Source organism: Burkholderia sp. BCC1996 (genome assembly GCF_905339955.1).
GTDB lineage: Bacteria > Pseudomonadota > Gammaproteobacteria > Burkholderiales > Burkholderiaceae > Burkholderia.
The window spans coordinates 60,659-79,464 of the sequence record NZ_CAJPHM010000008.1; the positions used below are offsets into that span (position 1 = coordinate 60,659).

Genomic DNA, 18,806 nt, shown 5'->3' on the forward strand with positions numbered 1-18,806 from the left:
CGTGAAAAGCCGTCGGGAAAGCCTTCCATTATAGCTTTACGCGCCGTGCCGGGCGGGCGGCGGGTTGCGGCCGCGCGACGCCTTTCGTTGCATTCCGACCCTGATATGACGGCGCGGCAGCCGTCAGCGGCACGCGTTCAGCAGGTCGTCGAGCGCCGCTTCCTCGCGCGCGAAGCGCTCGGCGAGGAAGTCGAGCAGCACGCGCACGCGCGGCGCCATGTAGCGCTTGCTGTGATAGATCGCGTGCAGCGGCGCGTCCTGGTGCCGCCAGTCGGGCAGCAGCACGCGCAGCCGGCCGGCGCGCACGTCGTCGGCGATGTCCCACAGCGACTTCAGCGCGATGCCGTGGCCGCGCAGCGTCCATTCGCGGGTCAAGCCGCCGTCGTTGGTCTCGAACGCGGTCGACACCGGCACCGTGTGGGTCTGCACCTCGTCGCCGCGCGTGAAGCGCCACGTGTTCATCGGGCCCGACGCGATCGTGATCACGTTGCAGGGAAAGCGGGCCAGATCGTGCGGATCGGCCGGCACGCCGTGGCGCTCGACGAACGACGGCGCCGCGCACAGCACGCGCCGGTTCGCGGCGAGCCGGCGCGCGATCAACGCGCCGTCGGGCGGGGCGGCGAAGCGGATCGCGAGGTCGATCTCGTCCTGCCACAGGTTCGACGCCGAATCGGACGCCGTCAGCGAGAACGTGACGCCCGGATGCAGCGTGGTGAATTCGTCGAGCCAGTCGAGCAGCTGGTTGCGGCCGAAATCGGACGTCGACGACAGCCGCACCTTGCCGGCCACCACGTTGCGGCCTTCCTGCAGCAGCGCGTGCGCGTCGTCGAGCGCCTGCAGCGCCTGCCGGCAGCAGTTCAGGTAGAGCCGGCCTTCGTCGGTGAGCCGCAGTTGCCGCGTGGAGCGCTCGAACAGCCGCGTCGCGACCTTCGCCTCGAGCTTCGCGAGGCGCGCGCTCGCGGCGGCCGGCGTGAGGTTCAGCTTGCGCCCGGCCGCGGACAGGCTGCCCAGTTCGGCCGCCTCGACGAACAGCCGGATGTCGCCCAGTCGATCCATCGGATTTTCCAGAAATTTTTGAAAATGGTTCAAATGCCACGCCAATTATCAAAGATAGGCGTATTCGGGACAATGCGCGCAGATCCCGCCTTTTGTGCGGTGCGGCACCGACCGGGCGTCGCGCCCGCCGCCCTTTCGGAGAACGTCATGCCCATTCCGCTCCTGGCGCTCGCGATCAGCGCCTTCGCCATCGGCACCACCGAATTCATCATCATGGGCCTGTTGCCCGAAGTCGCGCACGACCTCGCCGTGTCGCTGCCGTCGGCCGGGCTGCTGGTCACCGGCTACGCGCTCGGCGTTGCGGCCGGCGCGCCGCTGCTCGCGGTGCTGACGAGCCGCATGCCGCGCAAGGCCGCGCTGCAGCTGCTGATGGCGATCTTCATCGTCGGCAACGTGCTGTGCGCGACCGCGTCCGGCTACGCGATGCTGATGGTCGCGCGTGTCGTCACGTCGTTCGCGCACGGCTCGTTCTTCGGGATCGGCGCCGTGGTCGCCGCGTCGCTCGTGCCGGCCGACAAGCGCGCGAGCGCGATCGCGCTGATGTTCACGGGCCTCACGCTGTCGAACGTGCTCGGCGTGCCGTTCGGCACGTTCGTCGGCCAGCTGCTCGGCTGGCGCGCGTCGTTCTGGATCGTCGCCGCGCTCGGCGTGCTGTCGCTCGGCGGCGTCGCGCTGCTGGTGCCGAACCGCCACGACAGCAGGCCCGTCGGCCTCGGCCACGAAGTGCGCGTGCTGAAGGAGCCGCAGGTCTGGCTCGCGCTGCTGATGACCGTGCTCGGTTTCGGCGGCGTGTTCGTCGTGTTCACGTATATCGCGCCGATCCTCGAAACCGTCACCGGTTATTCGCCGCGCGCGGTCGCGTTGATCCTCGTGCTGTTCGGCGCGGGGCTGACGGTCGGCAACACGCTCGGCGGCAAGCTCGCCGATTGCGCGCTGATGCCGTCGCTGATCGCGATCCTGGTCGCGCTGATGGCCGTGATGGCCGTGTTCGCGAAGACGAGCCACCTGCCGGTCGCGGCCGCGGTGACCGTGTTCGTATGGGGAATCGCCGCGTTCGCGACGGTGCCGCCGCTGCAGGCGCGCGTCGTCGAGAAGGCCGCGAGCGCGCCGCACCTCGCGTCGACGCTGAACATCGGCGCGTTCAACGTCGGCAATGCGGCCGGCGCGTGGCTCGGCGGCCTCGCGCTGGGGCACGGCTTCGCGCTCGACGCGCTGCCGTGGGTCGCCGTCGCGGTGACGTTCGCGGCGCTCGTCGTCACGTGGCTCGCGATGCGGCTCGATGCGCGCGCGCCGGCGCGCGGCGCCGCACCGGCCGCGCATTGACGGTGCATCGGGGCGGCGGTGCACCGGCGCTATGGCGACAGGAAAAGGTTCGCGAGAAACGCATTCCTCCGCGATGCTGATAACGGTGTGAAGATAACTTCGTTTGCCGGGTCGGGGCCGGGTGATAGCGTCTCGATACGCGCCGTTCGTGGCGCAACCCGATTCCGATTCAGGCTTACCCCATTCGCAGGGCCGCGCGGCGGCCCGGAGGCCATGCTATGTCTTCACCCCTTGCGCTGGTGCGCGACGTGTCTTCCTTCGAATCCGGCAATGCCGTCGACGCGCGGACGTCCGCGTCGCTCGACGTCCTCGAGCAGGTCGTCGGCGTGAACCTCGCGCGCCTGCGCGCCGAGCGGCAGCTGTCGCTCGATGCGCTCGCGCGGCTGTCCGGCGTGTCGCGCGCGATGCTCGCGCAGATCGAATCCGCGCGCAGCGTGCCGTCGATCAAGGTGCTCTGCAAGATCGCCGCGGCGCTCAAGGTATCGGTCGCCGCATTCCTGCGCCGTCACGCGGTGAACGGCTTCGAGCACCTGGCAGCCGAGCGCGCGGCGCGCGTCGTCAGCTCGAACGGCCGCTTCTCGGCGCGCGCGCTGTATCCGGAAGGCGAGCCGGCCGCGGCCGAGTTCCACGAGCTGCGGATCGCGCCGCTGCACACGGAGCCCGGCACGCGCCGCGCGCCCGGCACGACGGTCAACCTGGTCGTCAGCGAGGGCACGCTCGAAGTCAGCGTGCACGATCGCCGCCAGTTGCTCGCGACCGGCGACGCGATCGTGTTCGACGCCGACCAGCCGTACAGCCTGCGCAATCCCGGCGACAGCGAGGCGCGCGCGTTCCGCGTGACGGTGAGCCCCGAGGTGCCGCCGCGCTGGCTCGTGCCCGACGCCGCGCACGCGGCCGGCTGAGCGCGCGGGCGGGTCGGCGGCCCGGCGCCGGTTCCATCGGGACGCGCGCAGGCCCGGTGTCGGCCGTTCGGACGATCCCGTTAGACGGCGTCGTCAGTAAGGTTTTAGGTGTGGTTCGCTGCGCGGTGCGCGCAGCTGATGTATGCTTGGCCGGCCGTTCCACGGGGAGACCCCCGGGCCGGTAATCAGTGCGTCTTCAGGGCGGGGCGAAATTCCCCACCGGCGGTAGGCTGGCGAAAGCCGGCGAGCCCGCGAGCGCCCGCGCATCCGCGCGGGGTCAGCAGATCTGGTCGAATGCCAGAGCCGACGGTCATAGTCCGGATGAGAGAAGATGTGCAGATAGTCATGTCCGTCAGGGCCGCTTTGCCATGCGTGCGAAGCGGGTTGTCGTTCTGTCTGTTTGCAATGCCCTGAAACGTTTTTCGCCCAAATCGTAATTGCGAGGAGCGTTTCACATGTCCTTCAAGTCCGTTTCGTCGGCACCCGCCGACGCCTTTGCCGATCTCCCGCTGCTGGATTCCGAACCGGTGCCGCCGCGCATCGCCGCCGCGCTCGACGCGTTGCGCGCGGGCCGCGCGGTCGTGTTGCAGGACGATCACGACCGTGAAAACGAGGCCGACCTGATCGTCGCCGCCGAACGCATCACGCCCGAGACGATGGCGCTCCTGATCCGCGAGTGCAGCGGCATCGTGTGCCTGTGCCTGACCGACGACAAGGTCCGCGCGCTCGAGCTGCCGCCGATGGTGCAGACCAACGAGAGCCGCAACGGCACCGCGTTCACCGTGTCGATCGAGGCGCGCGAAGGCGTGCATACCGGCGTGTCCGCGGCCGACCGCGTGACGACGATCCGCGCGGCGATCGCCGACGATGCGAAGCCGTACGACATCGTGCGCCCCGGCCACGTGTTTCCGCTGCGCGCGCAACCGGGCGGCGTGCTGGCGCGCCGCGGCCACACCGAAGGCACGGTCGACCTGTCGATCCTCGCGGGGCTGAAGCCGGCGGGCGTGCTGTGCGAGCTGATGAATCCCGACGGCACGATGACGCGCGGCGACGACGTCGAGCGTTTCGCGCAGCAGCACGGGCTGCCGATGCTGACGATCGCGGAGCTCGTCGAATTCCGCGAAGCGCTGGCGGCCGCGCGCGAGCGCTGCTGCGAGCCGGCCTGAGGGCCGGCGTGGCGGGCGCACCGTGGCGCCCGCGATACGGCGTGCGCAGCGAGCCGCACGCCGGTGATGTCGCTTCGGCGCGGCGGTCGGTCAGGACTGCACGTCGCCGAATTCGCCGCGCAGGCCGGCCGCGACGAGCGCCGGCAGTTCATCCATCCTGCGCATGATCCGCGTGATGCCCATCGCGCGCAGCGCGTCCGCGTAGTTGTCGGGGATGTGGCTCGCGCCGACGAACGCGATCGTCTTCATGCCCGCCGCGCGCGCGGCGTTCAGGCCCGACACGCTGTCCTCGACGACGATGCAGCGCGCCGGCGCGACGCCAAGCGTGCGCGCCGCATGCAGGTACACGTCGGGGTAGGGCTTCGGCCGCGCGACCTGCTCGGAGCTGAACACGCGCTCGCCGAAGATTTCGGTGAGCGACGCGCGTTTCAGCGAGCTGCGCACGCGCACGAGCCGGCTGTTCGACACCACCGCGGCCGGCAGGCCGACCTTCAGCAACGCGTCGCGCACGCCGGTGATCGGCGCGAGCGATTGCGCGAGACCGGTTTCGATGTTGCGCTCGACGGTCTCGATGAAGTTGTCCGGCATCCGGATGCCGAAATGCGCTTCGAGCCCCGCGAGAAAGCGCGACGTCTGCTGGCCGAACGCAGACTTCGCGGCGGCTTCGAAATCGAGATGCGGGAAGGTGGCGGACAGCGTTTCGAGCAGCACGCGGTCGGCAATGACTTCGCTGTCGACGAGCACGCCGTCGCAGTCGCAGATAAGGTGATCGAGCATGATGGTGAAGAAGCGGGGTGTCGGCGACGCCGATCATGCCGCCATGATACGTGCTTTCACGGCTGCGCCGTGCGCCGTTCGGCGCGCTGCCGCTGCCGCTGCGGCCGGGCCGGTCCGGCGTAGCGGATCCGGCCCGGCACCCGCCGCACGGCGGCGGCGTGCTGCCGCCGGCCGCCGTCGCGTGCGTCACACCTCGACCACGCGCCCCGTCTGCCACGACGTCATCGCGGCTTCCGCCAGCTCGAGCGCGGCGAGCCCGTCGTCGATCGTCGTCCTGACCGGCGTGCCGTCGCGCAGCGCGTCGACGAAGTGCGCGATCTCGGCCGCGTACGCGTGCCGGTAGCGCTCGAGGAAGAACGGCTCCGGCACGTCGGTGGCGATGCCGTTCGCCGACCATGCGCTCACTTCGGTCGGCCGCACGTTGCCGGCCTGCAGCATCCCGTTGCTGCCGAGCAGCTCGAAGCGCTGGTCGTAGCCGTAAGCCGCGCGGCGCGACGTGTTGATCTGGCACAGCAGGCCGCGCCGCGTGCGGATCGTCACGGCGGTCGAATCGATGTCGCCGGCGTCGCGCACGGCCGGGTCGGTCAGGCAACTGCCGGTTGCGTGCAGCGTCTGCGCTTCGTCGCCGAGGATCCAGCGGAACACGTCGAAGTCGTGGATCAGCATGTCCTTGAAGATGCCGCCCGAGCTGCGGAGGTAGTCGACGGGCGGCGCGCCGGGGTCGCGGCTCGTGACGACCAGCATTTCCGGGGTGCCGATCTCGCCGCGCTCGACGCGCGCCTTCAGCGCGGCGAAGGTCGGATCGAAGCGGCGCTGGAAGCCGATCATGCAGGTGACGCCGCGGCGGCGCACGACCTCCGCGCATTCGCGCGAGCGTGCGACGCTCAGGTCGACCGGCTTCTCGCAGAACACGGCCTTGCCCGCGTTCGCCGCCGCGACGATCAGGTCCGCGTGCGTATCGGTGCTCGATGCGATCACGACGGCCTGCACGGACGGGTCGCCGAGCGCGCGTTCGAGGTCGGCGACCTGCGCGCCGTGCGCCTGCGCGAGTGCCGCGGCCGACGGCGCATGGCGGTCGACCACGTACTTGAGTTTCGCGCCCGGGTGGCGCGCCAGATTCGCCGCGTGGATCTTCCCGATTCTTCCCGCACCGAACAACGCGAATTCGATCATGGTGTGCTCCTTTCTCCTGGTGATTCCGTTGTGTGGGACGCTGCGTGGCTCACGTCGGCCGCGCACCGTCGCGCTCGTCAGAACGAGTGATTGATGCCGATGTTCACGCCGGTCTGCGAACGGCCCGGCAGCGGATTCGCGAGGTTGTCGTTGTCCGTGCCGGGGTTGTTGTTCGCGACCGAGAAATTCGAGCCGCTCGCGTTGCGCACGTGCGCGACGGTCGCGTAGAGCAGCGTGCGCTTCGACAGGCTGTACGCGCCGCCGAGCGCGAACATCGACGCGTGGCCGGACGGATCGTGCGTCGCGTCGCCGGCCCCCGAACCGACGTGCACGTAGTACGCGGCGCCGCCGAGCGATAGCGCGGGCGTCACGCGATACTGCGCGCCGATCCAGTAGTGATCGGCATTGCGCGCGAGGCCGGCAGGCGTGTCGGGCGCGTTCAGGTGCGTGTACGCGGCCTGCAACGTCAGCGCGCGCCAATAGAGGTTCGCACCGGCGAAGACCTCGCGCGAGCTCGCGAACACGTTGCTCATCCGGCCGTTCGCGTCGCGCAGCTCGTCGTACATCGCGCGCAGCATCACGACGTCGTTGCGGTACGTGAGCTGAATGCCGTCGCTGCGGCCGTACTCGTGCGCCGCGCCGAGATTGAAGCCGCCTGCCTGGTTGCCGAGCGCGTACTGCGCGTGCACGCTGAAGCCGTTCCAGGATGGCGACCGGTATTCGACGTTGTTGCTGGTGATCGGCACGTTGCGGCTGCGCACCAGCGCGGTCGCGGAATAGGCTTGCTGCAGCAGCGGATCTATGTCCCATTGATCGTTCGCGATGAACAGGTTGCGGCCGAACGTCAGCGTGCCGAGCCGGTCGTGGCGCACGCCGACGAGCGCCTTGCGGCTGAACAGGCTGCCGTTGCCGTCGCCCGCGGTGCCCGACATCAGGTTGATGCCCGATTCGAGATTGAAGATCACGCGATAGCCGCCGCCGATGTCTTCCTGGCCGAGCAGCCCGAACCGGCTCGCGCCCCAGTCGCTGCTTTGCGCGCGCAGCCGCGACGCGGTGGTGCCGTTGCCGGCCTGCACCTGGCTCACGTAGTCGAGGCCGGCGTCGGCGACGCCGTATAGCGTGACCGATGTTTGCGCGAAAGCACTCGAATAACATAGGAATCCTGAGCAGATGAGTGCCGTTGGCGAAACTCGTTTCATGTCGTCTCCAGACCTGTCGTCGTTTTGTTGTGGATTGCCTGCTTGCCTGCGTCGTGTCGCGCGTGTCTCGCGCGTACGTCACGTCGTGTACCGCATCGCATTCCGTATCATGCGCGGCAGGATGCGCGACGCGACGTGCCGCGCGGCGATTGCCGCGGCGGCGTGCGCCGCTGCGACGCTCAGCGAGCCGCCAGCTCGCCGCGGATGTAGTCGATGCTGGCGCGCAGCCGGTCTTCGATGTCACCCGCTTCCGCGATTTCGTTCGCGAACGGCTCGAACGAGAATGCCCCGCGATAGCCGCGCGCGAGCAGCTCGCGCAGCTGCCGGACATTGCCGAGCCGGTCGGCGCCGCCGACCAGCACGCGATGGCCGTCGCGCATCCGGTCGACCGGCAGGTCGCCTTCTTCGACGCCCGAGATGTGCACGAGGCCCGTCAGGTTCGGGAAGAAGATGTCCTCGCCCGACAGATGATGGTGGAACGTGTCGTGCACGAGCCGGAATACCTGCTCGCCGGCTGCGGCGTAGATGGCCTTCACCGCGTCCGACTTGCGGCGCAGCGCGCATTCCTCGAAGCCGAGCGGCTCGATGAAGCCGAGCAGGCCGCGCGCGTCGAGGATCGGCTCGAGCGCCTTGAGCGCCTTGACGAGATCGGCGTGCCGCGCGGCGGGCTCGCGCGTGTCGCCGCGGCTGTTGGTCGGGCACAGCACCAGCGCGCGTGCGCCGCATTGCGCGGCGTAGTCGGCGAGCACGGTCGCTTCGTCCGCGCGCTCGGCGTTCCATTGGTCGAAGCGCTGCAGCGCGTTGATCGTCAGGATCGTCACGCCGCCGGCTTCGGCCGTCGCGCGCACGGCCGAAGCCGGCGTGCCGTCGGTGATCTCGACGCCGTCGAGATCGTTGCGAATCTCGATCGAGTCGATGCCGAGCCGCCGGCACAGCGCGACATAGCGGTCGAGCGGCAGGCGCGGCGCGCTCATCCGGTTCAGCGAAAAGTGAAAGGCGGGTTGCGTCATCGTTCGGTCCTCAGGTGTCGAATGGGGCGGGGCGAATCAGGTGAAGCTGCGTGCGCCGGTGCCGGCCGGCACATCCGCCGGTTCCGCGGCGAGCGCGCGCCACGTGGCGCGCAGCCATTGCGCGCACGCGACGTTGTTGTCGAAGATCGAATAGCGGGCGCCGCCGCCGTAGTCCGGAAACGGGATGAACTCGCAGCTGATCTGCTCGAGCGGTGTCGGCCGCGTATGCACCTGCCACTCCAGCAGGCGCCGCAGCGCCGTCTTCCACGTGTCGAGCGGTGCCGCGCGCCATTCGCCGTGATACGCGCCCGGCGCCGGTTCGACGAACGGGTACTGGATGCCGCGGCCGGGCCGTCCGTCCGCGCGGCGCATCCAGCGGTTCTCCGGATTGTTCGGAATCACGCTGCGCGCATGCGCGTGGCGGACCCAGCCGCGTGCGATCCAGTCGGCGTAGACGGCCGACGGCGAGGCCGGGTCGAGCAGCTGCCGAACGCGCTCGACCGGCTCGCGCAGGCCCGACGCATCGAGTTCGGGGCGATTGCCGAGCTTGAACAGCAGGTGCGAATGGTCGAGCGTGATCCGGAACGGCACGCCTGTTTGCTCGACGCATTGCGCGACGCGCGCGATCCGCGGGAAATCCTCGCTCCACATGTCGACGTGCACTTCGAGGCTCGGCAGGCAGCCAACCGGCTCGCCGCGTTCGTATACGCGCAGGTAGAAGTCGGCGACTTCGCGGTCCGACAGCGGATGGCCGTCCGCATGGTGCGCGTACAGCTGGCAGTTGAGTACCGTGCTGCCGAACCGCGCGCCGGCGTCGACGATCTCGGCGACGTGCGCTTCGTCGCGGCCGGCGCACCAGATGCCGCCGATCACGCGGATCGGCAGCGCATGCCGGTCGACGAGCGCGAAGTACGGCGACAGGTCCTCGCCGTGCACCGGGTTCTTCTCGACGTAGTCGAACACGCCGGCGTCCGCGATCATCTGGAACCGCTCGGCAGGCGTGGGCAGCGGCAGGCCGTCGTGTTCGAGCACGCCGTCGAGGTTCACGCCGATGAGTATCGCTTCAGCCATCGTCTCCGTCCGTTCCGGTTCTGGATGGCTGCCAAATGTACGGACGTGCCGAGCGGGCTGCATGACAAACGTTGACGAAAAATCGCCCATGCGGCGGTCGATTTTTTGGCGGCGCGCGTCCGCGCGATGCGCGGCGGGCGTCAGGCCGGCAGGTACGCGCTGGTGCGCACGTTGGCCGAGCAGAACACGCGGAATTCGACCGGGTCGCCCGGCGGCGGCTGTTCGACGATCCCGCACGCGTGCAGCACGTGCTGCAGCGCGGAAATCGCCTGGCCGTCCGGATCCTGGTCGATCGCGATGTCCATCGAACCGGCCTCGATGTAGGTGCGGTGCAGGTCGATCATCTCGTGGCCGATCCAGACGACGCGCCCGGACGCGCCCGCCTTGCGCAGCGCGGCCTCGATGCCGGCCGAGCCCGCGCCGCTGTTGTAGATCCCGACGATGTCGTCGTGCGCGTGCAGCGCGTTCGTCACCGCGCGGTAGCAGCGGTCGTCCTGGTCGAGCGTTTCGATCGGCGCGTCGTCGCAGCGGAGGTCGGGAAAGGCTTCCCGCAACTGGTCGATGCAGCCGGCCATCCGGTCGGCGTGCGCGCGGTAGCCCATCCGTCCGGCGAGCAGCAGCACGCGGCCGGGGCGCGCGGCGAGGCGGCCGATGTAGTAGCCGGCCGTGCGTCCGGCGCGATAGTTGTCGATGCCCGCGTAGTGCACGCGGCCGACGCCGCCGATGTCGGTGACCATCGTGACGACGGTCTCGCCGCGCGCGATCGCGCCGGCCAGTGCGTCGCGCACGCGCGGCGTGTCGCGCGCGGTGACGATCAGCGCCGCGCGCCGGTAAGCGGGCCGTTCGATCAGCGCGGCCGCGCGCTCGTCGTCCGCGGCGGGCAGGATGGTCCGGTGCACGACCACGCGCCGGTCGAGCATCTGCAGCGAGCGTTGCACCGCCTGCTGCAGCCGCCGGAAGAACGGTGCATCGGTGTCGGGCAGCAGCACGTCGACGTGAAGCAGCCCGTGCCGCGTGTCGGGCAACTGGCGCGGCACGCCGAGCTGGCGCGCGGCCGCCACCACGCGCTCGCGTGCCTGCGCGGACACGCTGCCGCGCTCGTTCAGCACGCGGTCGACGGTGGTCGTGCTGACCCCGGCGAGCGCCGCGATCTCGTCGAAGCGCGCGGTGCGCTTGCGCCAGCGCGGACCGGTCGGGTCGGCCATGGTCGTCTCCGTGTTCGTCTGTCGTCGCCAGCGGGGTGTGGCGCTGTCCGGAACGCTAAAGCGATGGCGAAATTTCGTCAATGTTTCGATTGAGCGGGGCATGGCCGTCGCCTAATTTTGAATGCATGCGAAGCGCGTGCCGCGCTTCCCGCAAACGAACAATCAGGAGACACGCGTGGCCCACACGAACGATCAGGCGCACGACCGCGACGCGGCGGCACGCCGTCAGGATTACCGAATGATCGGCGGTGCCGGCGAGCGTGCGCGTGCCGCGGGCCTCGTCAATGCCGCGTGGTACCGGTGCCCGGTGCCGCGGCCGCTGATGAAGCAGCTGATGCAGCGCGACGATGCGCGCGCGATCCGCGACACGCTGATCTGGTACGCGGCGATCGTCGCGAGCGGCGTGCTCGCGTGGCTCGCCTGGCGTGCGCATTCCGCGTGGGCGATCCTCGCGTTCTTCGTGTACGGCACGCTCTACTGCAGCCCGGCCGACTCGCGCTGGCACGAGTGCGGACACGGCACCGCGTTCCGCACGCGCTGGATGAACGACGTGCTGTACCAGGTCGCGTCGTTCCAGGTGTTCCGCCGCGCGACGGTCTGGCGCTGGAGCCACGCGCGCCATCACACCGACACGCTGATCGTCGGCCGCGATCCGGAAATCGCCGCGCCGAAGCCGACCGACTGGCTCGGGCTCATGTTGAACGTGGTGGCGCTGAAGCACGTCGCGAGCGAGCTGCGCAAGATGATCGTGCTCGCGTTCGCCGGCCGGCTCGACGCCGAGGAGCGCACCTACGTGCCCGAATCGGAGTGGCCGAAGGCCGTGCGCGAGGTGCGGATTCATCTGACCGTTTATGCGTGCGTGATCGGTGCGGCGTTGTACTGGCACACGATCCTGCCGGTGCTCTACATCGGCTTGCCGAGCCTGTACGGCGCGTGGCTGTACCTGTACTTCGGCCTCACGCAGCACGCGGGCATGCCGGAGAACGTGCTCGATCACCGGCGCAACTGCCGGACCGTGAGGATGAATCCGGTATTCCGCTTCCTGTACTGGAACATGAACTATCACGTCGAACACCACATGTTCCCGATGGTGCCGTTCCACGCGCTGCCGAAACTGCATGAAGCCGTGAAGGCTGACATGCCGCCGCCTTACCGCAGCACGCTGGCCGCGTATGCGGAGATCGTGCCGGCGCTCGTCCGGCAGACGCGCGACCCGTCGCATTACGTCGTGCGGCCGGTGCCCGACGCGGCGCGCGCATGACCGCGCATCGAACATTCCAACGAAGGAGACACGCAACATGACGCAATGGATCGACACCGGCGCCCTCGACGACATCGACGACGAAGACGTCGCGCGCTTCGACCACGACGGCCGCACATACGCGATCTACCGGATCGACGGGAACGTGTATGCGAGCGACGGGCTGTGCACGCACGAGCACGTGCATCTCGCGGACGGGCTCGTGATCGATCACGTGATCGAATGCCCGAAGCACAACGGGCGCTTCGACGTGCGCGACGGCCGGGCACTGTCGGCGCCCGCGTGCGAGAAGCTGCGCACCTACCGCGCGAAGATCGAGAACGGCCGCATCCTGATCGAGGTGTGACGCGATGGCGAACGACCGGGTGATGGCGATCGTCGGCGCGGGCCATGCGGGCGGCCGCGCGGCGCAGGTGTTGCGCGAGGGCGGCTGGCGCGGGCGCATCGTGCTGATCGGCGCGGAGGCGCACTTGCCGTACGAGCGGCCGCCGCTGTCGAAGGGCGTGCTGACCGGCGAGCGCAGCGCCGCGCAATGCGGGCTGCGCGATCCGGATGCGTGGCGCGCGGACGGCATCGAGCCGATCGTCGCGACGGTCGAGCGGATCGATCCGGTGGCGCGCGAGGTGCATGTGTCGGATGGCCGCGGCTTCGCTTGCGAAGCGCTGCTGCTCGCGACCGGCGGCCGTGCGCGCCGCCTCGCGATTCCGGGCGCGGAGCGCGACGGCGTATTCGCGTTGCGCACGCTCGACGACGCGGCGGCACTCGGTGCGCGGCTCGTGCCCGACGCGCGCGTCGTGCTGATCGGCGGCGGCTTCATCGGTCTGGAGGTCGCGGCGTCGGCGCGGTTGCGCGGCTGTCGCGTGACCGTGCTCGACGCGGCACCGCGCCTGCTCGGGCGTGCGGTGCCGGAGCCGATCGCGGCACGCGTGCATGCGCTGCATGCGGCGCGGGGCGTCGCGATCGGCCTGAACCGACGGCCCGTCGCGATCGAGCGCACGCAAGGCGGCGCACTGGCCGTCGTGCTCGACGACGGCGACACGCTGCTCGCCGATACGGTGGTGGCCGGCATCGGGATCGAGCCGGCCGACGAACTGGCGCGCGACGCGGGGCTCGTCACCGAGCGCGGGATCGTCGTGAACGCGCGGCTCGAGACCTCGGCACGCGGCATCTACGCGGCCGGCGATGTCGCGGTGTTCCCGAGCGGGCCGTCAGGGCGGCTCGTGCGTCAGGAAACCTGGCACGGCGCGGAAACGCAGGCGCGCGTCGCCGCACGCAACATGCTCGGCGCCGACGAACCGTATCGCGACACGCCGTGGTTCTGGTCCGATCAATACGACGCGCAACTGCAGGTGGCCGGCGAACCGGCGCTCGGTGTGCGGACGGTCGCGCGCATGCTCGGCGACGATGCGGAAATCCATTTCCACTTCGATGCCGGCGAGCGGCTCGTCGCGGCGAGCGGTTTCGGTCGTGCGTCGGGGTTCGTGAAGGAGATGCGCGTTGCGCGCCTGCTGGTCGAGCGCGGGATCGGCGTGACGACGGAAGCGGTCGCGGATGCGGGGGTGAAGCTGAAGTCGCTGGTGTCGGCCGCGGGCGAACGCTAGCGGCGGTGGGCGAAGGAGAAGGGGAGGCGCGCGGCAGTCACTGCCGCGCGCTCGGGCTCGGGTTCTGGTTCGGACTCAGACTCAGACTCGGGCTCGAACTCAGACTCAGACTCAGACTCAGACTCAGACTCAGACTCGGGCTCGGGCTCGGACTCAGACTCGGACTCGGACTCGGACTCGGACTCGGACTCGGACTCGGACTCGGACTCGGACTCGGACTCGGGTTCGAACCCGAGCCCGAATGAACAAGCCCGCGCTCAGGCCATCGCGTGCAGGCGCAGATACAGGCCGGCCGCCGCGGCGCCGCCGAGCAGCGGGCCGATCACCGGCACCCACGCATAGCGCCAGTCGCTGTCGCGCTTGCCGGGGATCGGCAGCAGCGCATGCATCAGGCGCGGCGACAGGTCGCGCGCCGGGCTCATCGCATAACCGGTCGGCCCGCCGAGCGAGATGCCGATGCCGAGCACGAGCAGGCCGACCGGCAGCGCGTCGAGCGCGCCGAGGCCGACCTGCGGCGACGCGAGATACAGCACGCCGAGGATCAGCACGAACGTGCAGATCGCTTCGGTCAGCACATTGTGCGTGGTGCTGCGGATCGCGGGCGCCGTGCAGAACACCGCGAGCTTCAGGTCCGCATCGACTTCCTTCGCGAAGTGCTGGCGATACGCGAGCCACACGAGCAAGGCGCCCGCCATCCCGCCGAGCATCTGCGCGAGGATGTAGCCGCCGACCTTCGACCACGCGAACTTGCCCGCGAGCGCGAGGCTGATCGTGACGATCGGGTTCAGGTGCGCGCCGCTGAACGATGCGGTCACGTAGACGGCGACGAACACGGCCATCGCCCAGCCCATCACGATCACGATCAGGTCCGCGCCCTTGCCCTTGGTCTTCGCCAGCAGCACGTTGGCGACCGCGCCGTTGCCGAGCAGCACGAGAATGGCGGTGCCGATGAATTCTGCAATATAAGGTGACATGTTTGTCTCTCGTAGGTCGCGGCGGACTCGCGCGTTGCGCGGTCCGCCGGTGTTGTTGTATTTCGTTCGGAGTTCTTGTGATTGCTGCCGCGGTGCTTACTGCGCGTCGTCGGCCCACGCCTTCGCGGCGCGCACCGCACGCTGCCAGCCGGCCATGCAGCGCTCGACCTGCTCCTTCGGCATCGACGGCGAGAAGCGGCGATCGAGCTGCCACTGGCTGCGCACTTCGTCGAGGTTCTTCCAGTAGCCGATCGCGAGGCCCGCGAGATAGGCTGCACCGAGCGCGGTCGTCTCGGTGATCTGCGGACGCACCGCGTCGACGCCGAGCAGGTCGGCCTGGAACTGCATCAGCAGGTCGTTCGCGCTCGCGCCGCCGTCGACGCGCAGCTCGCCGATGCTGATGCCCGAGTCGGCTTCCATCGCGGCCAGCACGTCGAGCGACTGGTACGCGATCGCGTCGAGCGCCGCGCGCGCGAGGTGCGCGGAGGTCGTGCCGCGCGTGACGCCGAACACCGAACCGCGCGCCCGTGCGTTCCAGTGCGGCGCGCCGAGGCCCGCGAACGCCGGCACGAGATAGACGCCGTCGGTATGCGGCACGCTCGCGGCGAGCGCTTCGATCTCGGCGGCCGTCTTGATGATGCCGACACCGTCGCGCAGCCACTGCACGACCGCGCCCGCGATGAAGATGCTGCCTTCGAGCGCGTACTGCACGTCGTCGCCGATCTGCCACGCGATCGTCGTGACGAGGTTGTTCTTCGACTCGATCGGCTTGTTGCCGGTGTTCATCATCAGGAAGCAGCCGGTGCCGTAGGTGTTCTTCACCATGCCCGACGTCGTGCACATCTGGCCGAACAGCGCCGCGTGCTGGTCGCCGGCGATCCCCGCGAGCGGGATCTTCGACGCGAATACCGTGGTCTTCGTGTGGCCGTAGATTTCCGACGACGCCTTCACTTCCGGCAGCATGCTGCGCGGGATGTCGAGCAGCTCGAGCAGCTCGCTGTCCCACTCGCGCGTGTGGATGTTGAACAGCATCGTGCGCGACGCGTTCGTCACGTCGGTCACGTGCAGCTCGTGCTTCGTGAAGTTCCACACGAGCCAGCTGTCGACGGTGCCGAACGCGAGCTTGCCCTGGCGAGCCTTGTCGCGCGCGCCGGGCACGTTGTCGAGGATCCAGCGGATCTTGGTCGCGGAGAAGTACGAGTCGATCGGCAGGCCGGTCTTCGCGCGCACCTTCGCCTCGAGGCCCTGTGCTTTCAGCGAATCGCAGAAGTCGGCGGTGCGGCGGTCCTGCCACACGATCGCGTTGTAGACGGGCTGGCCCGTCTCGCGATCCCAGACGATCGTCGTCTCGCGCTGGTTGGTGATGCCGATCGCGGCGATCGACATGCCGTTCAGGCCGGTGCGCGTGACGGCTTCGGCGGCGACACCCGCCTGCGTCGACCAGATTTCCTGCGGGTCGTGCTCGACCCAGCCGGGTTGCGGGTAGATCTGTTCGAATTCCTTCTGGGCGATCGATACGATGTTGCCCTGGCGATCGAACAGCATTGCGCGGGAGCTCGTCGTGCCCTGGTCAAGCGCGAGGATGTACTGATCCTGCATGTCTCTCATCTCCATCCGTGGATTGGCGTAGTTGTGATGCGCGCCGCATGTTACGCGGCGCGTCGGTGAATCAACGTCGGTCAGGCAACTGCAACTGCAAACGGATCACGCATGCGGTGCGTGCGCGGCGGCGAACCACGCATCGACCGCGGCCGTCACCGCGTCGAGCGTGCCGGGCGCCACGTGCAGGCCGAGCTTCGAGCGGCGCCACAGCACGTCCTGCGCACAGGTCGCCCATTCGACGTCGCGCAGGTAGCGCAGTTCGGCGTCGTGGATGCCCGGTGCGATCTCGGCGCCGAGGTCGGCGAGCGACGTCGCGCCGTCGACCACGCGTTCCGCGCGCGTGCCGTACGCGCGCGCATAGCGACGGGCAAGCGCGGCGGGCAGCCACGGATGGCGTTTCGCGAATGCGTCGGCGAACACGTCGAACTTCGCGTTCGCGATGTCGCCGCCCGGCAGCGGCGCGCCGGCCGTCCAGGTCTTCGCGTCGCGGCCGAGCGCGCGACACAGCAGGTCGGCGGCTTCCTCCGCGAGCTTGCGGAACGTCGTGATCTTGCCGCCGAACACCGACAGCAGCGGCGCGCCGGCGCCGTCGTCCATCTCGAGGCGATAGTCGCGCGTGACGGCCGACGCATTCGCCGCGTTTTCGTCCTCGAGCAGCGGGCGCACGCCCGAATAGGTCCAGTGCACGTCGGCCGGCGAGATCTTGCGCTTGAAGTAGCGGTTGATCGAATCGCACAGATACTGCGTCTCGTCGCGATCGATCGCGACCTTCGCGGGATCGTTCGTGTATTCGACGTCGGTCGTGCCGATCAGCGTGAAGTCGTGCTCGTACGGAATCGCGAAGATGATCCGCTTGTCCGGGTTCTGGAAGATGTATGCGTGATCGTGATCGAACAGGCGCCGCGTGATGATGTGGCTGCCCTTCACGAGCCGCACGCTGTGCTGCGCGCCGCGACCGAGCGCGCCGTGCAGCACTTCGCCGACCCACGGGCCGGCCGCGTTCGCGACCGCGCGCGCACGCACCACGCGGATCGAGCCGTCCGCGTGCCGCAGCCGCGCTTCCCATTCGTCGCCGCGGCGTTCCGCCGACACGAGTTTCGTGCGCGTGAGGATCTCGGCGCCGCGCTCCTTCGCATCGAGCGCGTTCAGCACGACGAGGCGCGCGTCGTCGACCCAGCCGTCCGAATACACGAAGCCGCGCTTGATCGAGTCGATCAGCGGCGCGCCGGCCGCATGGCGGCGCATGTCGATGCCGCGCGAGCCGGGCAGCAGTTCGCGCTTCGCGAGGTGATCGTAGAGGAACAGGCCGATGCGGATCAGCCAGGCCGGCCGCAGGTTCGGCATGTGCGGCATCACGAAGCGCAGCGGCCACATGATGTGCGGCGCCGCGCGCAGCAGCGTCTCACGCTCCTGCAGCGCTTTGCGGACGAGTCCGAATTCGTTGTATTCGAGGTAGCGCAGGCCGCCGTGAATCAGCTTCGTGCTGGACGACGACGTGTGCGACGCGAGGTCGTCCTGCTCGCAGAGCAGGACCGACAGGCCGCGGCCGGCCGCATCGCGCGCGATGCCGGCGCCGTTGATGCCGCCGCCGACGACGAGCAGATCGTAGCGATTCGGTTGGGTCACCTGCTGTCCTTATCGTCTGATGGAAATGGGCGAACATGAAATGTTCGAATTCGAAATTTAACGAACGAAATCGAAAAAGTAAAGTTCGAAAAAGCGGGGCCAGTAGCGCGTGGCGCGATCCCGGACGATACTGGCGCAATCGACCGTTTCGCGAGGTGAATCATGCGTATTGGGATGTGGGCCGGTGCGTGCGCCGTCGTCCTGGCAGGGTGCAGCACCGGCACGCCACCGCTTGCCGGCAACTGGCGGGCGCCGTCGTTCGTCGACCTGCAGACGTCGTGCGGCGGCACCGCGCACGACTGGGGCGCGGACGCGCAGCCGGTCTATTCGACGCTGTACGACGCGTATGTGGCGAAACGGTATCGCGGGCTGACGCAGGCGAACTATTGCGCGTTCGTAAACGAACTTTCGGCGCACTATGCGGCGCCCGACGCGGCGGGGCGCGCCGGATGGGTCGCGTATTTCAACGGCGCACGCGCGCAGGCCGTCAGCTGGCGGGCCGCGGTCGATCCGACGCTGCGCGGCGGCTGACGCCGGAGCGCTGCGGGAGGCGGGAAAAGCGCGGGAAAAGCGGCTCGGCCGGAAATCCGGCCGGCGCGCTCAAGTCAGGAACAGCGGGACTTCAGGAATAGCGGCATTTGATGGATCGCAACGCGGCGTCGCCGGTTTCGGTCACGCAGTATTTGCGTCCCGATCCCAGCCCTTCCAGCCGCACGAGCTGCTGTTCGAGCAGCGCGTCGAGTTCATCGCGATCCATGTCCCCGTGATCGGGGGCATCCTTCACAAGCAGTAGCGTGGCGAATTCATGCGGACTCAGCATCGTTCTCTCCATGGCAATCGGTTTGCCCGCGCAGCCGGCG

Annotated in this window: 18 protein-coding genes and 1 riboswitch; of the genes, 7 read left to right on the forward strand and 11 right to left on the reverse strand. The window is 69.1% G+C overall.

The window, feature by feature from the left end; translation table 11 throughout:
* Positions 1-123 precede the first annotated feature (123 nt).
* Positions 124-1,056 carry a LysR family transcriptional regulator gene (locus U4Z64_RS13785; protein WP_044846801.1) on the reverse strand — a complete coding sequence of 311 codons (933 nt, stop codon included), beginning with the start codon at positions 1,054-1,056 and terminating at the stop codon, positions 124-126.
* Between the two features lie 147 nt (positions 1,057-1,203).
* On the opposite strand from U4Z64_RS13785, the gene U4Z64_RS13790 reads away from it, so the two are divergent.
* From U4Z64_RS13790 to ribB, 3 genes are all read left to right on the forward strand, one after another.
* The gene (locus U4Z64_RS13790) at positions 1,204-2,379 is read left to right on the forward strand and encodes an MFS transporter (RefSeq protein ID WP_321820249.1); all 1,176 of its coding nucleotides are present in this window, start codon (positions 1,204-1,206) and stop codon (positions 2,377-2,379) included.
* Positions 2,380-2,597: 218 nt separating this feature from the next.
* Complete coding sequence (locus U4Z64_RS13795) at positions 2,598-3,281, forward strand: helix-turn-helix domain-containing protein (protein ID WP_044846799.1); 684 nt, start codon at positions 2,598-2,600, stop codon at positions 3,279-3,281.
* Positions 3,282-3,469: 188 nt separating this feature from the next.
* A riboswitch (FMN riboswitch) is annotated at positions 3,470-3,618 on the forward strand.
* Between the two features lie 118 nt (positions 3,619-3,736).
* Positions 3,737-4,447, forward strand: a complete 711-nt coding sequence (gene ribB / locus U4Z64_RS13800) for a 3,4-dihydroxy-2-butanone-4-phosphate synthase (RefSeq protein ID WP_124488632.1) — start codon at positions 3,737-3,739, stop codon at positions 4,445-4,447.
* A gap of 90 nt (positions 4,448-4,537) precedes the next feature.
* Here ribB and U4Z64_RS13805 read toward each other — a convergent pair whose 3' ends face one another.
* The 6 genes from U4Z64_RS13805 to U4Z64_RS13830 form a co-directional block, all read right to left on the reverse strand.
* Positions 4,538-5,224: an HAD family hydrolase gene (locus U4Z64_RS13805; RefSeq protein WP_124488633.1), complete on the reverse strand. Its 687-nt coding sequence runs from the start codon at positions 5,222-5,224 to the stop codon at positions 4,538-4,540.
* 186 nt (positions 5,225-5,410) lie between these two features.
* On the reverse strand, positions 5,411-6,397 hold the full coding sequence (gene iolG / locus U4Z64_RS13810; protein ID WP_321809334.1) for an inositol 2-dehydrogenase: 987 nt from the start codon (positions 6,395-6,397) through the stop codon (positions 5,411-5,413).
* Between the two features lie 77 nt (positions 6,398-6,474).
* The gene (locus U4Z64_RS13815) at positions 6,475-7,596 is read right to left on the reverse strand and encodes a porin (RefSeq protein WP_321820250.1); all 1,122 of its coding nucleotides are present in this window, start codon (positions 7,594-7,596) and stop codon (positions 6,475-6,477) included.
* Between the two features lie 179 nt (positions 7,597-7,775).
* Positions 7,776-8,606 (reverse strand): TIM barrel protein, encoded by an 831-nt coding sequence (locus U4Z64_RS13820; protein ID WP_044846794.1) that lies wholly within the window; start codon positions 8,604-8,606, stop codon positions 7,776-7,778.
* A gap of 36 nt (positions 8,607-8,642) precedes the next feature.
* Positions 8,643-9,677 (reverse strand): xylose isomerase, encoded by a 1,035-nt coding sequence (locus tag U4Z64_RS13825; protein WP_321820251.1) that lies wholly within the window; start codon positions 9,675-9,677, stop codon positions 8,643-8,645.
* Between the two features lie 140 nt (positions 9,678-9,817).
* Positions 9,818-10,882, reverse strand: coding sequence for a LacI family DNA-binding transcriptional regulator (locus tag U4Z64_RS13830; RefSeq protein WP_321809338.1), 1,065 nt, complete (start codon positions 10,880-10,882; stop codon positions 9,818-9,820).
* 121 nt (positions 10,883-11,003) lie between these two features.
* Between U4Z64_RS13830 and U4Z64_RS13835 the strand changes: the two genes are divergently transcribed.
* Genes U4Z64_RS13835 through U4Z64_RS13845 form a run of 3 tightly spaced genes read left to right on the forward strand, consistent with a single transcriptional unit; the run spans position 11,004 to position 13,744 of the window.
* Positions 11,004-12,143, forward strand: coding sequence for a fatty acid desaturase family protein (locus U4Z64_RS13835; RefSeq protein ID WP_044846791.1), 1,140 nt, complete (start codon positions 11,004-11,006; stop codon positions 12,141-12,143).
* A gap of 37 nt (positions 12,144-12,180) precedes the next feature.
* The gene (locus tag U4Z64_RS13840; RefSeq protein WP_044846790.1) at positions 12,181-12,489 is read left to right on the forward strand and encodes a non-heme iron oxygenase ferredoxin subunit; all 309 of its coding nucleotides are present in this window, start codon (positions 12,181-12,183) and stop codon (positions 12,487-12,489) included.
* 4 nt (positions 12,490-12,493) lie between these two features.
* Positions 12,494-13,744, forward strand: a complete 1,251-nt coding sequence (locus U4Z64_RS13845; RefSeq protein WP_321820252.1) for an NAD(P)/FAD-dependent oxidoreductase — start codon at positions 12,494-12,496, stop codon at positions 13,742-13,744.
* A 257-nt stretch (positions 13,745-14,001) separates the two neighbouring features.
* Here the strand turns inward: U4Z64_RS13845 and U4Z64_RS13850 are convergent, their stop codons facing one another.
* From U4Z64_RS13850 to glpD, 3 genes are all read right to left on the reverse strand, one after another.
* On the reverse strand, positions 14,002-14,718 hold the full coding sequence (locus tag U4Z64_RS13850; RefSeq protein WP_044846788.1) for an MIP/aquaporin family protein: 717 nt from the start codon (positions 14,716-14,718) through the stop codon (positions 14,002-14,004).
* A 96-nt stretch (positions 14,719-14,814) separates the two neighbouring features.
* Complete coding sequence (gene glpK / locus U4Z64_RS13855; RefSeq protein ID WP_321820253.1) at positions 14,815-16,317, reverse strand: glycerol kinase GlpK; 1,503 nt, start codon at positions 16,315-16,317, stop codon at positions 14,815-14,817.
* 105 nt (positions 16,318-16,422) lie between these two features.
* Positions 16,423-17,946 carry a glycerol-3-phosphate dehydrogenase gene (gene glpD, locus U4Z64_RS13860; protein WP_044846786.1) on the reverse strand — a complete coding sequence of 508 codons (1,524 nt, stop codon included), beginning with the start codon at positions 17,944-17,946 and terminating at the stop codon, positions 16,423-16,425.
* A 162-nt stretch (positions 17,947-18,108) separates the two neighbouring features.
* Here glpD and U4Z64_RS13865 point away from each other — a divergent pair, with 162 nt between their 5' ends.
* On the forward strand, positions 18,109-18,477 hold the full coding sequence (locus tag U4Z64_RS13865) for a hypothetical protein (RefSeq protein ID WP_321820254.1): 369 nt from the start codon (positions 18,109-18,111) through the stop codon (positions 18,475-18,477).
* 91 nt (positions 18,478-18,568) lie between these two features.
* Here the strand turns inward: U4Z64_RS13865 and U4Z64_RS13870 are convergent, their stop codons facing one another.
* Entirely contained in the window at positions 18,569-18,766 is a 198-nt protein-coding gene (locus tag U4Z64_RS13870; RefSeq protein WP_044846784.1) for a hypothetical protein, read from the reverse strand.
* Between the last annotated feature and the right edge of the window lie 40 nt (positions 18,767-18,806).

What these genes read in the sequence shown, in the direction of transcription:
- U4Z64_RS13785 (WP_044846801.1), bottom strand. Translation starts at nt 1,056, where the DNA reads ATGGATCGACTGGGCGACATCCGGCTGTTCGTCGAGGCGGCCGAACTG.
- U4Z64_RS13790 (WP_321820249.1), top strand. Translation starts at nt 1,204, where the DNA reads ATGCCCATTCCGCTCCTGGCGCTCGCGATCAGCGCCTTCGCCATCGGC.
- U4Z64_RS13795 (WP_044846799.1), top strand. Translation starts at nt 2,598, where the DNA reads ATGTCTTCACCCCTTGCGCTGGTGCGCGACGTGTCTTCCTTCGAATCC.
- ribB (WP_124488632.1), top strand. Translation starts at nt 3,737, where the DNA reads ATGTCCTTCAAGTCCGTTTCGTCGGCACCCGCCGACGCCTTTGCCGAT.
- U4Z64_RS13805 (WP_124488633.1), bottom strand. Translation starts at nt 5,224, where the DNA reads ATGCTCGATCACCTTATCTGCGACTGCGACGGCGTGCTCGTCGACAGC.
- iolG (WP_321809334.1), bottom strand. Translation starts at nt 6,397, where the DNA reads ATGATCGAATTCGCGTTGTTCGGTGCGGGAAGAATCGGGAAGATCCAC.
- U4Z64_RS13815 (WP_321820250.1), bottom strand. Translation starts at nt 7,596, where the DNA reads ATGAAACGAGTTTCGCCAACGGCACTCATCTGCTCAGGATTCCTATGT.
- U4Z64_RS13820 (WP_044846794.1), bottom strand. Translation starts at nt 8,606, where the DNA reads ATGACGCAACCCGCCTTTCACTTTTCGCTGAACCGGATGAGCGCGCCG.
- U4Z64_RS13825 (WP_321820251.1), bottom strand. Translation starts at nt 9,677, where the DNA reads ATGGCTGAAGCGATACTCATCGGCGTGAACCTCGACGGCGTGCTCGAA.
- U4Z64_RS13830 (WP_321809338.1), bottom strand. Translation starts at nt 10,882, where the DNA reads ATGGCCGACCCGACCGGTCCGCGCTGGCGCAAGCGCACCGCGCGCTTC.
- U4Z64_RS13835 (WP_044846791.1), top strand. Translation starts at nt 11,004, where the DNA reads ATGCATGCGAAGCGCGTGCCGCGCTTCCCGCAAACGAACAATCAGGAG.
- U4Z64_RS13840 (WP_044846790.1), top strand. Translation starts at nt 12,181, where the DNA reads ATGACGCAATGGATCGACACCGGCGCCCTCGACGACATCGACGACGAA.
- U4Z64_RS13845 (WP_321820252.1), top strand. Translation starts at nt 12,494, where the DNA reads ATGGCGAACGACCGGGTGATGGCGATCGTCGGCGCGGGCCATGCGGGC.
- U4Z64_RS13850 (WP_044846788.1), bottom strand. Translation starts at nt 14,718, where the DNA reads ATGTCACCTTATATTGCAGAATTCATCGGCACCGCCATTCTCGTGCTG.
- glpK (WP_321820253.1), bottom strand. Translation starts at nt 16,317, where the DNA reads ATGCAGGATCAGTACATCCTCGCGCTTGACCAGGGCACGACGAGCTCC.
- U4Z64_RS13865 (WP_321820254.1), top strand. Translation starts at nt 18,109, where the DNA reads ATGCGTATTGGGATGTGGGCCGGTGCGTGCGCCGTCGTCCTGGCAGGG.
- U4Z64_RS13870 (WP_044846784.1), bottom strand. Translation starts at nt 18,766, where the DNA reads ATGCTGAGTCCGCATGAATTCGCCACGCTACTGCTTGTGAAGGATGCC.